This is a genomic window from Caldifermentibacillus hisashii, assembly GCF_039654145.1.
Lineage (GTDB): Bacteria > Bacillota > Bacilli > Bacillales > Caldibacillaceae > Caldifermentibacillus > Caldifermentibacillus hisashii.
The window spans coordinates 350,840-366,309 of the sequence record NZ_CP155467.1; the positions used below are offsets into that span (position 1 = coordinate 350,840).

At 40.8% G+C, this 15,470-nt stretch carries 11 protein-coding genes; 4 read left to right on the plus strand and 7 right to left on the minus strand.

Translation table 11 applies throughout. The features are described 5' to 3' along the window. Positions 1-25: 25 nt before the first annotated feature. The 5 genes from NSQ14_RS01820 to NSQ14_RS01840 all read right to left on the minus strand — a co-directional run bounded on the left by NSQ14_RS01820 (position 26) and on the right by NSQ14_RS01840 (position 8,054). Positions 26-1,522, minus strand: coding sequence for a tetratricopeptide repeat protein (locus tag NSQ14_RS01820; protein WP_251246110.1), 1,497 nt, complete (start codon positions 1,520-1,522; stop codon positions 26-28). 75 nt (positions 1,523-1,597) lie between these two features. Beyond that, entirely contained in the window at positions 1,598-2,287 is a 690-nt protein-coding gene (narI, locus tag NSQ14_RS01825) for a respiratory nitrate reductase subunit gamma (RefSeq protein WP_251241651.1), read from the minus strand. A gap of 40 nt (positions 2,288-2,327) precedes the next feature. Then, entirely contained in the window at positions 2,328-2,843 is a 516-nt protein-coding gene (gene narJ / locus NSQ14_RS01830; RefSeq protein WP_251241612.1) for a nitrate reductase molybdenum cofactor assembly chaperone, read from the minus strand. Between the two features lie 65 nt (positions 2,844-2,908). Next, complete coding sequence (gene narH / locus NSQ14_RS01835; RefSeq protein ID WP_034767461.1) at positions 2,909-4,381, minus strand: nitrate reductase subunit beta; 1,473 nt, start codon at positions 4,379-4,381, stop codon at positions 2,909-2,911. Next, positions 4,371-8,054 (minus strand): nitrate reductase subunit alpha, encoded by a 3,684-nt coding sequence (locus tag NSQ14_RS01840; protein ID WP_346216798.1) that lies wholly within the window; start codon positions 8,052-8,054, stop codon positions 4,371-4,373. Before NSQ14_RS01840 ends, narH begins: the two co-directional genes overlap by 11 nt. A gap of 700 nt (positions 8,055-8,754) precedes the next feature. Between NSQ14_RS01840 and NSQ14_RS01845 the strand changes: the two genes are divergently transcribed. Further along, the gene (locus NSQ14_RS01845) at positions 8,755-9,942 is read left to right on the plus strand and encodes a nitrate/nitrite transporter (protein WP_034767465.1); all 1,188 of its coding nucleotides are present in this window, start codon (positions 8,755-8,757) and stop codon (positions 9,940-9,942) included. A 359-nt stretch (positions 9,943-10,301) separates the two neighbouring features. Next, positions 10,302-11,483, plus strand: a complete 1,182-nt coding sequence (gene norA, locus NSQ14_RS01850) for a multidrug efflux MFS transporter NorA (protein WP_034767467.1) — start codon at positions 10,302-10,304, stop codon at positions 11,481-11,483. Positions 11,484-11,538: 55 nt separating this feature from the next. Here norA and NSQ14_RS01855 read toward each other — a convergent pair whose 3' ends face one another. Next, complete coding sequence (locus NSQ14_RS01855; RefSeq protein ID WP_346216799.1) at positions 11,539-12,303, minus strand: ABC transporter permease; 765 nt, start codon at positions 12,301-12,303, stop codon at positions 11,539-11,541. Beyond that, positions 12,300-13,019, minus strand: a complete 720-nt coding sequence (locus NSQ14_RS01860; RefSeq protein ID WP_034767470.1) for a phosphate ABC transporter ATP-binding protein — start codon at positions 13,017-13,019, stop codon at positions 12,300-12,302. Before NSQ14_RS01860 ends, NSQ14_RS01855 begins: the two co-directional genes overlap by 4 nt. 409 nt (positions 13,020-13,428) lie before the next feature. On the opposite strand from NSQ14_RS01860, the gene NSQ14_RS01865 reads away from it, so the two are divergent. Next, positions 13,429-13,560, plus strand: coding sequence for a hypothetical protein (locus tag NSQ14_RS01865; RefSeq protein WP_268753563.1), 132 nt, complete (start codon positions 13,429-13,431; stop codon positions 13,558-13,560). Positions 13,561-13,853: 293 nt separating this feature from the next. Continuing rightward, positions 13,854-15,431, plus strand: a complete 1,578-nt coding sequence (aceB, locus tag NSQ14_RS01870; RefSeq protein ID WP_346216800.1) for a malate synthase A — start codon at positions 13,854-13,856, stop codon at positions 15,429-15,431. Positions 15,432-15,470: the final 39 nt, after the last annotated feature.

Below are 15,470 nucleotides of genomic sequence, written 5' to 3' on the forward strand. Positions count from 1 at the left end.
TAAAAAAATTCAATCAACAATTAAACTATTCTCGAGTTTGTAATTTTACCAGCTTATCCTTATAAATCTTCCTCTTTTTCGGTTGATTCGTACGGTTATAGAAGTCAATCATGGCGGCGAGCGCTTCTTCTAAAAGCCCGGTGTCATTTACTTTATCAAGAATCCGAAAGCCTTTTTCATAGGATTGTTCTGCTTTCTTTAAGTCCTTTTCCTCAATATGTTCATAACAATAGCCAAGACGGATATATGCTAACCCTTTTTCTTCCCGGCAGCTTGTAGATACGAGTTTTTCATAAATGGACAAAGCCTCACAATAGTGTTTTAAGGCTTCGTTCAGTTTTTGTTGTTCAAGGTCGTTAAAGGCGATGGCCTGCAACGTGTTTGCATAACTTTTACAATATTTGTGCCCACTAGCTTCCAGACGCTGTAAAAATTCCCGGAAGATCACAAAGGCGGCATCATAATTTTTTTCAAAAGAGTAAATTTTCCCTAAGCCGTAAAGGAACTGCAACCGGATATTCGGAAAGTTTTCCGAAAGCGCCAATCCTTCTTCTAAATAAGACTTTGCCTCAGCTAATTTATCCATTTTGATCAAGATCATCCCGATTTTTGCATACGTGTAAACCACGATGGCATCTGTATTTTGTCTACTTGTTAAAATTTGTCCAAGTGCTTTTTGATAGTAGTTGACTGCTCGTGGGTAATTACCTATATTTTCATCAATTTCACCAAGCATCATAAGCGCCTTGATTATATCTTCATGCCCCGCTTCAAACGTTTCTTCAAATATTTTGAGCGCCTTCATGATTGACGAACGGGCTTGTTTCAGGTTTGTATAATAATAAATTTCTCCAATCTTTAATAATGTGCTGGCAACTTCAGCTTGGTCATTCCTCTTTTGATATTCTTGCAAAAGTTTTTCGTAGGGGAGACGAGCATTTTCAAAATTCTCTATTTTTATATAAGCATTCGAGATGATGTTGATTACATCAAGGGTGACCGGGTGGGTGACCGGATAAATTTTATAAAAATAAGCCAGTGCCTTTTCCATTTGTTTGATACCGCCTTGAATATCATCATCAGCAAAAAAAATATTCCCGAGGCTACGGTAAGTAAGTCCATAGGCTAGGTGGTCATCCGGCCGATTTTTATCAAGCCAATCCAACAGTTTTGCTACGGTCGTCCGTGCTTTTTTCAATTGATTATATTCCGTTTCAAGGGTGATATAAACTAGGTGAGCATCAATGATCACCTTTGCCAGTTCCTTCTGGTCGATAGCGCTAACCATGTTCAACGCTTTTCGGAAACGGCCGGCTGACTCGTCGTAGTTACGGATGCGCCGGTAATATTTTGCGATTGTTACATAGGCTTGGAATTGCAAGTTGACATCAAGGGTGTTTTGACTTAGGGCTTCTAATTGGGCAATCCATTCTTTAGCAGTACGTATGTCGCCATTTGTCAGTTGCTTTTTTACAGCTTCAATGATAGATGAAATTTGGTTGAGGTCCTTTTGCATAATCATGGGAAATATTCCTCCTTATCTGTCAGGTCCAAAGATAAAAAGGGAGCCATATGTTTCCATAGGGCACCCTAATCTTTAAATTTCTCTGACACGCCTTTTGTAAATGACATAATTTCTTGTTAAATAACGGAGCGGGAAGCTAAATGCATGAACCAATCTTGTAAATGGCCAAACGGTATACAGGACAAAGGTAGATAAAATATGAATCTTAAACCAGATTGGAATTCCCGCCATTAATTCCGGTTGAAAGTGAAAGGTAAAGATTCCACGAAACCATGGTGCAATTGTTGTTCGATAATCAAATCCGTGTCCGTCAACATTTAAAGAAGTTGCAGTTAAACCTGTTGCAAGGCACAAGATGACAACCAATAGTGCAACCCAATCACCGGTTGTTGTCGTTTTGAAAATTCGTTTGACACTAATTCTCCTATGTAGCAATAAGAGAATCCCGATGAAGGCAACAATCCCTGCAGGCATCCCTAAAATAATGGCTATCTTATGGTATATATGTTCCGGGATACCAAGTGCTTCGTAAAATTGAATCGGCACTAGAATTCCTGCGACATGTCCACCAAAAACGAAAATAAGACCCCAATGGAACATGAGGGAACCAACGCGTAATCTTTTCTTCTCTAAAATTTCACTCGATTTTGTTGTCCAGCCAAACTGATCTTTTTGGTAACGATATATGAGACCACCGATAAAGATGGTCAGAACGATATAAGGCAATATAGCCCAAAGGAATATATCGAGTCTGCTCACGATGAACCCCCTCCTTTAAAGATTGATTTTTGCCGTTTCCAAGCTAGATTCCGTTTCTATCCATTAATGCAACGAGTGCATCAAGAAGCTGGGCATAAAAACTTTGATTCTCGTGTAATTTATTTCGTATTTCTAGAATTGATCCATAATGATTTTGTAAAAGATCGTTGCTGACATGGATCGGAACATTGCCGCAAAACTCAAGCATAAGCGGTAAGTAATCCGGTAATTCATTGTCCGTTATAGCGAAACCGTGTTCTTTATAAAATTCTTTTAGCTTTAATAGTTCAATTCCCCGTTCCCTTGCTTCACCGGAATTGAAGTAAGTGACATACAGATTCGTTGTTCTGCCAAAATCAAAGTGTTCAATATAATGTTCAATTAATTGATCTTCTGGAGTCTCAGCTAACACATGCAAAAATTGTGATAGAGGAGCCTGAATCTTGGCATCTTGGAAGTTGTCCACTTCAACTTGCAATTCCGGTAGGGTGGTAAGCAATTCCTCATCCGGGTATTGAAAAAGAATTGAAATCAGTTGATAAATTTCTGTTTGATGCATTTATTATTCGCCTCCTTTTTTAGGGGGAGGGCTCCATATTTAAAAGCCCTTTTGTTGAATTAAAATTAAGCGAGAACCCCACAACCACCAGGTCCGCCAGCAAAGTCTAAGCCGCAAGCACCCTGATCATCGTACAAGTCTTGAACTTCTTCTTTATGGCTTTTTGGAATAACGAAGCGATCTTCATATTTGGCAATCGCAAGCAACCGATACATTTGTTTAATGCCATCTTCCGTTAAACCGAGTTCATCAATAATTTCGGTATCAAAAACTTTTCCGGTCGTTTGGGCACGCATGTAACTACGCATCACCGCCATTTTCTTCAAGACAGTCCGAATATGCGCAGTATCACCGGCAGTCAACAGATTGGCTAAGTATTCAATAGGAATCCGCATGTCATCAATGGCCGGAAAAATATCATACCAGTCTGCATTGCTTCCTTTTCCTTCAATCGTGTTCATGATTGGACTTAAAGGCGGGATATACCAAACCATTGGCATCGTGCGATATTCCGGATGAAGCGGCAAAGCAATTTTCCAATCAATAATCATTTTATAGATTGGGGATTTTTGTGCGGCTTCAATCCAGTCCATTGGAATTCCTTCTGCAAGTGCAGCTTGAATGACTTCCGGATCGTTTGGATTTAAAAAGATGCCAAGTTGTGCATGATACAGTTGTTTTTCATCTTCAACGGATGCGGCTTCTTTTACTTTATCTGCATCATAAAGCATTATCCCAATATAACGGATCCGACCGACACAAGTTTCTGAACAAATGGTCGGTTGCCCGTTTTCGATTCTCGGGAAGCATAATGTACATTTTTCTGCTTTGTTTGTTTTCCAGTTAAAATAAACTTTCTTATATGGGCAGCTTGTTACGCAATAACGCCAAGCGCGGCAAGCATTTTGGTCAACCAGAACGATCCCATCTTCATCCCGTTTGTACATCGCACCGGATGGGCAGGAAGAAACACAAGGTGCATTGATGCAATGTTCACAAATCCGCGGTAAGTACATCATGAACACATCTTCAAATTCGGTTTTGATTGATTCTTCCATTTTGACGACGTTTGGGTCACGAAGCCCGGTAATATGTCCGCCGGCTAAATCGTCTTCCCAGTTCGGACCCCATTCAAGGTCCATAAATTCTCCGGTGATAGACGATTTTGCACGGGCAACCGGTTGATGTTTTCGTTCCGGACTATTTGTTAATGTTTCATAGTCATAGTCCCAAGGCTCAAAATAATCATCCAATTCCGGTTGAGCCGGATTGTAAAATAAGTTTAACAGTCGATTTACTTTGGATCCTGATTTTAAAACAAGTTCACCGTCTTTTAGCTCCCAGCCGCCGCGATATTTGTCTTGATCCTCCCATTGTTTCGGGTAACCGATACCGGGTTTTGTTTCGACATTATTCCAGTACATATATTCTGCACCCGGTCGGTTGGTCCACGTGTTTTTGCAGGTGACACTGCATGTATGGCAGCCGATACATTTATCAAGGTTCATAACCATTCCTACTTGTGCCTTAACTTTCAAGCCAGTCAACCTCCTTTAATTTTCTGATAACAACGTTTAAATCACGCTGGTTTCCGGTGGGTCCGTAATAGTTAAACCCGTAACTTAATTGGGCATACCCGCCAATCATATGGGTTGGTTTCATATGAATGCGGGTTGGGCTGTTATGGGTACCGCCACGATTTTGCGTGAGTTTTGTTCCCGGGACATGAATATGACGATCTTGGGCATGGTGCATAAATGCAACGGTTCTCGGGATTCTGTGCGAGACAACTGCCCGGGCAACGACAACCCCATTTCGGTTGAAGCATTCAATCCAATCGTTATCAGCCACGCCAATTTCTTCTGCATCATCTTTGTTTAACCAAATGGTCGGACCGCCACGGAATAGGTTAAGCATTGGTTTCGAGTCAAAATACATCGAATGGATGGACCACTTGTTGTGCGGTGTCAGGTAATTTAATGTAATTTCTTTGCCTTCCGCTTCCGGTCGATTTGAGTTGAATGGCTTTTGGTTCAAAATCGGTTTGTAAACCGCCATCGCTTCCCCGAATTCCTTCATCATGTCATGGTCAAGGAAAAACGATTGTCTTCCGGTAATCGTGCGAAACGGGATCATTTTTTCGACATTCGTTGTAAACGGTGAATACCGCCGGCCATCTTTTTCCGATCCGCTGAATGCAGGGGATGTGATGACTGTTTGTGGTTGTGCGGTTATTTTATCAAAGGTCATCAGGTCGCCTTCACGGTCTAAAGCCAAATCCTTCAGTTCCAAATTCGTTTGCTTTTCTAATGCTTCCCAAGCACGAACGGCAATTTTTCCGTTTGATGTAGATGAGAGGGTAAGCACGGCTTCACAAGCATTTCTTGCGTCACTGATATCCGGACAACCGTCTGCAATTGTGCCATTGTTAATCGTTCCCAGCCGACGTTTCAATTCGTCATATTCCTTTGCCAGACTCCAATTCATCCCTTTACCGCCGGATGGTTGTTTTTCCACATTCGGACCAAGGGCAATCATTTTATTGTAAATTTGTTTGTAATCTCGTTCGACTACATGAATTTGCGGCATTGTTTGCCCCGGGATTGGTTCACATTCGCCTTTTGACCAGTCGCGAATCTTTCCTAAAGGTTGGGCCATTTCGGCAGTAGTGTCGTGCTGTAGAGGAGTGGCCACAACTTCTTTCATCGGTTCCAGGTCAATTTCTTCAGCCATATCGGACACAGCTTTGGCGATCGTTTTAAAAATTTCCCAGTCTGATTTTGCTTCCCATGGTGATGCGACCGCCGGATTAAATGGATGAATAAATGGGTGCATATCGGTACTTGAAAGGTCATGTTTTTCATACCAAGTGGCGGCCGGTAAAATAATATCGGAATAAAGAGCCGTGCCGGACATCCGGAATTCCAAGTTCACAAGTAAATCTACTTTTCCTTCCGGGGCTTCTTCGTGCCAATTAATTTCTTCCGGCCGAATACTGTCTTCATCAGAATTCAGTAAACCGTTGGAGGTACCGAGTAAATACTTTAAGAAATATTCATGGCCTTTTCCAGAACTGGAAATTAAGTTGGCCCGCCAAACAAATAAGTTTCTCGGGAAGTTAACCGGATTATCCGGGTCTTCAATGGCAAATTGCAACTTGCGATCTTTCAATTGTTTTGCGATATACTCACCGATTTCTTCAGTTGTTGTGCAACCTGCCTCAACTGCCTCATTGTATAGGTCAATCCCGTTTTTATTAAAAGTAGGGTAGGACGGTAACCAGCCGAGTCTTGCGGCCAGGACATTATAGTCGGCCGGGTGCTGATATCTTGCTTTTTCCACAGTTGCGGAAGCCAAGTCACTGACCGGATGTTCTTCAAAGCGCCATTGTTCGGTAGCAAAATAGAAGAAAGATGTTCCGTTTTGCAGTTTCGGTGGTCCTTGCCAGTCTTTTGCCATTGCGATGGTGTTCCAGCCTTCTACCGGACGTAATTTCTCTTGTCCGACATAATGAGCCCAACCACCGCCGTTCACGCCTTGTGCACCGACTAAAAGAACGAGATTGACAATGGCACGATAAATCGTGTCCGCGTTGTACCAATGGTTAATGCCGGCACCGACAATAATCATTGAGCGACCTTTCGTATCAATGGCATTTTGGGCAAATTCACGAGCGATTTTTATAACAAGTTCAGCGTCGACTCCGGTAATTTGCTCTTGCCATGCCGGTGTGTATGGCGTGAGGTCTTCATAAGAACTTGCTGCTTCTCCGCCAAGGCCGCGATCAATTCCGTAGTTGGCCAGCATTAGGTCATAAACGGATGTGACATATTCGGTTTTTCCATCGACTTCAATTTTTTTTACAGGGACATTTCGTGGAATTGCTCGCTTTCCTTGTTCATCAAAATATGGCATATCGACTGTAACCACTTCATCTTCCATACCTAAAAAGCTTAAAACAGGTTCAATTGGTTCCTCTGTATGTTCATCAACTAAATGGAGATTCCACTTACCTTGCTCATCCCAGCGAGAGCCCATGGTGCCGTGTGGAATGGAGAAGTCACCGGTTTTTTTGTTAAACATCGCCGGTTTCCATTCATTATTGGCAGAGTCAATACCAAGATCTTTTGCGTTGAGAAATCTGTCTAGTGTGAACGTTCCATTTTTATTTTTTAAAAGAACAGCAAATGGAAGATCGGTATATTTTTTCGCATATTCTTCAAAGTAGGTGGTCCTATTTTGATGGTAAAATTCGTTTAAAATGACATGTCCCATGGCCATCGCAACCGCACCGTCAGTCCCTTGTCTGACCGATAGCCATTCATCGGCAAATTTCGTTGACTCGGCATAATCAGGGCTAACCGAGATGACTTTTGTCCCTTTGTAACGGGCTTCAATTAAGAAGTGGGCATCCGGTGTCCGGGTTAATGGAACGTTTGAACCCCAAGTAATGATGTAGTTTGAGTTATACCAATCCGAGCTTTCCGGTACATCGGTTTGATCCCCCCAAATTTGCGGGGAAGCCGGTGGCAGATCGGCATACCAATCGTAAAAACTTAACATTGGGCCACCCATTAAATGCATGAAGCGGCTTCCGGATGCGTAACTAATCATCGACATCGCCGGAATTGGTGAAAAGCCGACATTTCGATCCGGACCGTACGTTAAAGTTGTGTAAAGAGTAGATGCGGCGATAATTCTTGCGGCTTCATCCCAGCTCGTACGAACAAGGCCGCCCTTTCCACGTGCTTGTTTATATCGTTTGGCTTTTTCTTTATCCTCGACAATCGACTTCCAGGCATCTAACGGATTATCATAGGTAGCGGTTGCTTCCTTCCATAAATCAAGCAGTTTTTTCCGTATGTACGGATACTTCACCCGGAGCGGGCTGTAAATATACCAGGAAAAGCTGGCTCCTCTTGGACAGCCACGTGGTTCAAATTCCGGCATATCCGGGCCTGTTGTCGGGTAATCGAGACTTTGACCTTCCCAAGTGACAATGCCGTCTTTCACAAAAATATTCCAGCTGCATGATCCCGTACAGTTGACACCGTGTGTGGAACGGATGACTTTATCATGCTGCCATCTTCTCCGGTAGACATTTTCCCAATCACGATTGCCGACTTGCAATTGACTATGGTTGTCGGCGTAGGTCTCTACCGGTTTCAAATATTTGAATCTTTGCCAAAGTGGAGAAGCCTTCTTTTTCATCGTAATCCTCCCTTTTTTGTAAAAGTAAGTGTTTTTGTATTTGCTATTATCATTTAACCATTGAGGTAAGTGGTTTCGTTGTGAAGTACATCACAGGAAAGTGGATAATAGTATTTGTAGAGAAGGTTTTGTGAAAAAGTAGAAATTATTACAAGATGAATTTATCTGAGGAAAAAGAGAGTTTGTACGATTTGAATATAACAACTTAAGTTTCGCATCCAAAAGATGGGTGGGTATTTCGCTTTCTCTTCAAAAAATGGTGACGAGAATGGGTTTCGCCGATTTATTGGTTTCCCTAGGTGAGAAACGGAAGAGAACAATAAGAGGCAATCCTTGTCTTTTCATAGTATAAGAAAGTATAAAAATACAGGTAAATAACTCGGGATCAGTTTTATTGTCTAGCTCCGAGCGCCAGCGACTAGCAAACTTCACTCCCCTCCACTACGATAAGTCAACATCGGCTCGTCCCTCACCGTGTTTCCTTTATCTCATTGCGGGGCGCTCCAGTTTGTACGTCGCTAAGCGGGCGCTCTGCGCTTTTCTTCTTATTTTTCAAAAAGTGGTCACAAAATGAACCATATGAACGGTGAAAATGTGATGTACATCACACAAATACCACCTTTTTACCTTTTAAGATAAAGATAAATAAAAACTAAATCCGTTAAATATAAAAAATTTTTAAGAAGGGAAGATTTTTCCGATGAGAAAACCATCGATTCAGTTAACATTGCAAACAGCTTCACTCGTAACGGGCTTTATGATGTGGGTTTTAATTTCATCGTTAATCCCTAGCATTAAGCAAGATATTCCATTAACAGAAAGCCAAGTTTCAATTATTACGGCGATCCCGGTTATTTTAGGCTCGCTTTTACGAATTCCTATTGGTTTTTACACCGATCGTTTTGGTGCACGTAAATTATTTATGATAAGTTTTACTGTATTATTGTTTCCGGTTTTTTATGTTAGCGTGGCAAATTCATTTATTGATTTAGTCATTGGTGGGTTGTTCCTTGGAATTGGCGGAGCAGTTTTTTCTGTTGGTGTTACATCACTGCCAAAATATTATCCGAAAGAAAAGCAAGGTTTTATTAATGGTGTGTATGGGGTAGGCAATGCCGGAACTGCGATTACCACTTTTGGCGCTCCGATTATTGCTCAATCACTTGGATGGCAAAAAACAGCACAACTTTATTTAATTTTATTGCTTATCTTTATCGTTTTTAACTTCATATTTGGCGACCGGAAAGAAGTGAAAGTAAAACAATCAATGGCTGAGCAACTTAAAAGTGTATGCAAAAATACGACTCTCTGGTTTCTAAGCTTGTTTTATTTCATTACATTCGGTGCGTTTGTTGCGTTTACCATGTTCTTACCTAACTTTTTGGTTAACAATTTCAATTTAGATTCAGTTGATGCCGGGATACGGACGGCAGGATTCATTGCACTTGCGACACTTATGCGTCCGATAGGCGGGTTGTTGGCGGATAAATTCAATTCATTTATTATTTTAATGTTTACATTTATCGCGGTGACCTTGTCAGCAGTTATTCTTGCCTTTTCGCCAAATATTGAATTGTTTACGGTAGGTTGTTTGGCTGTGGCATTATTCGTAGGAATTGGTAATGGAACAGTGTTTAAACTTGTCCCGCTTTATTTTTCAAAACAAGCCGGTGTCGTAAATGGAATTGTTTCAGCCATGGGCGGACTTGGTGGTTTTTTCCCGCCGTTAGTTTTAACTGCCGTTCATAATATTACCGGACAATATTCGATCGCATTTATGGCACTTTCCGAAGTAGCGCTGGCCTGTCTCGTTATCGTCGTCTGGTTGTATGAACAAGAGCGTACGGAAAATCACCGAAAATTCATCGGTAAAACAAAAGAATTATGACTTCATTTTATCCCGCCTTTTCGGGCCGTAAAACCACCACACCTATGGCTGAGAGGGGCTTGCCCGTAACTGGTTATTTAACTGGAGCACTACGTTCGGGCCGTAGGGGTGGCGGGTTCAAATCCGTTGCCCGTATATGTCTGGTTATTTCAACGAACAAACAGGGAATAATCGAATTCCCGCTCATTTAAGGTTAACTTGAGCCTTGATGGGTAATGAAGCGATATTGAAAAAAGATGCTGCAAAGTACAGCATCTTTTTTGATATAATTAAAATTAGGGTTTTTAAGGTTTTATTATTCATTGGTTATCGTTTAAGATAGAGATACGATATTTGAAGATTTTATGTAAGGAGTAAGTATGGATAAGAAAAAGAAAGTCACATTAAGTATTTTACTAGCAAATTTATTTTTAGCATTTTTAGGAATTGGTTTAGTTGTTCCTGTTTTACCAACGATAATGAATGAACTGTCAATCAATGGGGCAGTTGTAGGGTATATGGTGGCTGTATTTGCCTTTGTTCAACTTATATCCTCTCCCATTGCCGGCAGATGGGCAGACCGTTATGGACGGAAGCGAATGATTGTAATTGGGTTGGTTATCTTCGGCCTGTCGGAATTTTTATTTGGAATCGGAAAAACAGTGGAAGTCTTATTCCTTTCTCGTATGTTCGGCGGTTTAAGCAGTGCTTTTATCATGCCGGCTGTTACCGCATTTATTGCTGATATTACGACGGCACATGAGAGACCGAAAGCGTTAGGATATATGTCTGCAGCCATTAATACCGGATTTATTATCGGTCCGGGACTCGGTGGTTTTTTAGCTGAATTTAGTGCACGGCTACCGTTTTATGTAGCGGGTTTTTTAGGTGTTTTTGCCGCAATCTTATCCTTTATCCTATTGAAGGAACCGGAAAGATTAGAGGAGACAAAGGTTCCGGAACATTCACAATCCACAACATGGAAAGTCGCGTTTAAACCAATTTACTTCATACCATTGTTATTAATCTTTATTTCTTCATTTGGACTTTCAGCATTTGAGTCGTTATTTAGTCTATTTATTGATCATAAATTTGGATTTTCACCAAAAGATATTGCGATCATTATTATGGGCGGTGGAATCATTGGTGCTGTTGGCCAAGTGTTTTTATTTGATTACTTAACGAAAAAAATTGGAGAAATCCGGTTAATACGTTGGTGTTTCCTGTTTTCCTCCATCGTTGTTTTTGTCATGACCATAGTCAATCATTATTTCTCAATCTTATTGGTCACGTTTATCGTTTTTGCCGGTTTTGACTTAATTCGTCCGGCGGTTACAACGTATTTGTCGAAAGTCGCCGGAAATGATCAAGGATTTATCGGGGGAATGAATTCAACATTTACAAGTTTTGGGAATATATTTGGTCCGATTGTCGGCGGCATGTTATTTGACATTAATTTAAATTTCCCGTACTATTTCTCGACGATTGTGCTAATTATTGGCACAGCAATGGCAATGTATTGGAAAGAGGCTTCAGCTGTAGCCAATAAAAACAGTCAATGACTTTTAATGGAACAAAGAGTATTGGATATGAGCATAAAACAGCCCCACGGCACGATTAATCCGTGGGGTTTACTTCTTTTACCCGTTGCATTCTCTGGTTAAACAGAGTCGGATAGGATAAGAACCCTAATAAAACACTAGTAATAACTGCAGTGGTAAGCAAAAGAAATAAAACTAATAATTGGAATTGTACCGCCTGGATCGGGTCGGCACCGGCGATAATTTGACCGCTCATCATCCCCGGTAACTGAACAAGTCCCATCGTTTTTTGACTTTCAATTGTTGGTATCGTACTTGCCTTAATGGCTGTAATCAATTGCCGATGAATGGCTTGTTTCGGAGTCCCGCCAAGCGACAAAATAAGTTCAATTTCCTCTTCGTAAGCGTGGACTTCCGACGCAAACCGATTAAGAAACAAAATGGCAAGCACCATGGAATTGCCGACCATCATCCCGCTAATTGGAATCAGGTATTGGGCGGTTGGCGGTGTAATCCCGAATCCTAACAAAATCCCTTGTGTTAACAATTCCACAAACAGAAAGGTAAAAATTAATTTGCCGGTAATGCCGGGGATCGATGTTCCTTTTTTACGGGCATTCGCCGTAGCAGCACCGATGATTAGACCAATCATTAAAATAATATATAGATAATCATTGGATGTAAAAACAAAATGTAAAATATATCCCACTGTCAGAAGTTGAATAATCGACCGGACAACGGCAATAATTGTATCTTTTTCTAAACCAAGATTTAATGTTTTCGATAAAATAAGCGGGATAAGAACAAAGATTAGTGAAAGTGTAAGATTTAAAAAGCTCAATTCTCTTCCCCCTTTACAAACAGCTTGACCCGTTCATTTTTCGGCGCTGTTAATACAGAGATATCTCCGGTTTCAACAACTTCCCCGGCTATCATTACCCAGGTATAGTCTGCTACTTTTACAGCTTGATCAAGATTGTGGGTAATCCAAATAATCGTTGTGCCAAATTTTTTATTAATGTTCATAATTAATTCTTCAATGTCTTGTTGGGAGATACGATCAAGGGCAGAGGTAATTTCATCAAGGAGGAGAATCTCTGGGCGGTTCACCAAAGTTCTGGCAATCGATACCTTTTGCCTTTGCCCGCCTGACAAATCCTTTGCACCGTGAGATAAAAACTGTTCCTCTAATCCAACTAAATTCAGTAACCTTTTTGCCTCAGCTTCTTCCAATTGTTTCCCCTGTAATTTTAACGGAAGTGATAAATTATCGAAAACCGTTCCATCAATCATCGTAGCATTTTGCAGGGCCAGTCCAACTTTTCGTCTTAATGTTACCGGGTCATATTCCTTGATATGCTTCTCATTAATAAAAATATCCCCGGAATCCGGTGACTTCAGCCCGTTACACAGGCGAAACAGTGTTGTTTTTCCTGCACCGGACGGCCCGACAAGTGTGGTTATTTTACCTTTTGGGAAAAAACCGGTTATATTTCTTAAAACATGTAAACCATCAACAGAATAGTTCACTTGCTCAAAGCGGATTGCTGGTTTCATACGTGGCCAATCCTTTCTTTTTCCATAGTAATTCATAAATAGTTTATCATTTTTTAAGGGAATCATTTAACATTTCAAATTGGAAAAAACAAATGCGGGCAAAAAAAGACAGCTGAAAAATATGAAGGATGACTTTTTGAATACTGTATCTAGTGTTATTTTTGCGGTTCACCTTACTATATATTGTGTGAGCAATAGTATTTCAGTGACCTCCAAAAAAATTTTGCATTTTGTCGAAAGAATTTTCTAAAAAGGGGTTGCGTTTTCAGAAATCTGTTATATAATAATTAATAAATAAAGATACTGTAGTAATACAAAAACATGAAAGGGGATTTTATAATGAATTGTCCAACTTGTGAAGGGAACGGAGAAATGCCTTGTACTTGCCATTTGGAAAAGAAGTCAAATCATGCTCATTGCGATCATTGTCATGATTCAGGTATTGTTGATTGTTCCCGTTGTAATGGTACAGGATTATTGGATTAAACTTAGGCACTTAGAAATGTTATCGGAATCTGTAAGTCAATCGGCTTCTTTGTAATATAACAGAATTTACTTTACCAACCTCGGGCGGAAAGACTCCCACCTCGATGTGTGAGTATTCAGGTGGGAGATGAATTTCATTGAAAACCAATGCGGTGTACATAACGGATGAATGCTCCAGCGGCGAAGTGGACACGCATCAAGGAATGAAGATTTTAGTTTTAAAACTTCTTTGGAAATCTCCACTGCAACATTCACCGGGATGTAGGTGTGGATGATTTATAGATTCATAGTTCTATATGTGTGGACAAAATTTTACCAAGTATTCAGATGTGACAAAGGGGTGTAGAAATGGAAAGGATTCAGGAAAGACTGCAATATGAAAAATCTGAAATCTTAACAGACGATGCAGCAGCATTTTTAGAGAAATTGCATGAACGTTTTGAAGAAAAAAGAAAATCATTGTTGCAACTCCGTGAAGAATTACAAAAGGAATTTGACCAAGGCAAGAAACCAACATTTTTAGAAGAGACGAAAGCTATTCGTGAAGGGGACTGGACCATTGCACCAATTCCAAAAGATCTGCAAGACAGACGGGTAGAGATTACCGGTCCTGCAGGGGATCCGAAAATGGTCATCAATGCCTTTAACTCGGGAGCAAAAGTATTCATGGCCGATTTTGAGGATGCAAACGCACCGACATTTGCCAATACGATACAAGGGCAGAGGAATTTACGGGATGCTATCCGAAGAACGTTACAGTTTACGGCGCCAAACGGTAAAGTGTATCAATTAAAAGATGAAATGGCCACTTTACTTGTTCGCCCAAGAGGATGGCATATGGTAGAAAAACATTTTTTAATTGATGGGGAGCCAATTTCGGCAAGTCTCTTTGATTTCGGTCTATTTTTCTATCACAATGCAAAAGAATTGATTAAGCGTGGGTCCGGACCTTATTTTTACTTACCGAAATTGGAAAATGCAAAAGAAGCCCGTCTTTGGAATGATGTTTTCGTATTTGCCCAAGAAGAACTTGGCATTCCTCAAGGGACGATTAAAGCAACCGTACTTATCGAAACAATTACAGCAGCATTTGAAGCGGATGAAATCTTGTATGAATTAAAAGAACATAGTGCCGGATTGAATTGCGGTCGTTGGGATTACATTTTTAGTACGATCAAAAAGTTCAGGAAACACCCGGATTTTATATTACCGGACCGTTCCCAAGTGACAATGGAAGTACCGTTTATGCGTGCCTATACACTTTATGTGGCAAAAACTTGCCATAAGCGGAATGCCCCGGCAATCGGCGGAATGGCTGCCCAAATTCCGGTTAAAAATGATGAGGTTGCCAACGCGTCTGCATTTGAAAAGGTGCGCAAGGATAAAGAACGAGAAGTGAAAGACGGCTTCGATGGAAGTTGGGTCGCCCACCCGGGTCTCGTTCCGGTTGCCAAGGAAGTATTTGACCAATATATGCCGCAACCGAACCAAATCGTTCGGAAACGGGATGACATTGAAATTACCGCTGAGCAGCTGGTGGAAGTACCTGAAGGAGACATTACCGAATCCGGACTCCGCACCAATATCAGTGTCGGGATTCAATATATTGAAGCTTGGTTAATGGGAAAAGGGGCGGTTCCACTGTATAACTTGATGGAAGATGCCGCTACTGCTGAAATTTCCCGGGCTCAAGTATGGCAATGGATTCGCCATCCAAAAGGAATATTAAGTGATGGTCGGAAAGTTACGTTTGAGCTGGTTGATCAAATGATTGAGGAAGAATTGGAAAAGATTAAGCAAGAAATTGGTGCAGAACGATTTAAACAAGGCAGATTTGAAGAAGCAACAGCACTATTTAGAGAATTAATCGAGCAGGAAGAGTTCATTGAATTTTTGACCATTCCCGGATATGAAAAGCTGGATTAATTCGTAGTCTATTATTCTTGGTTTTTTTAAAAATTAATA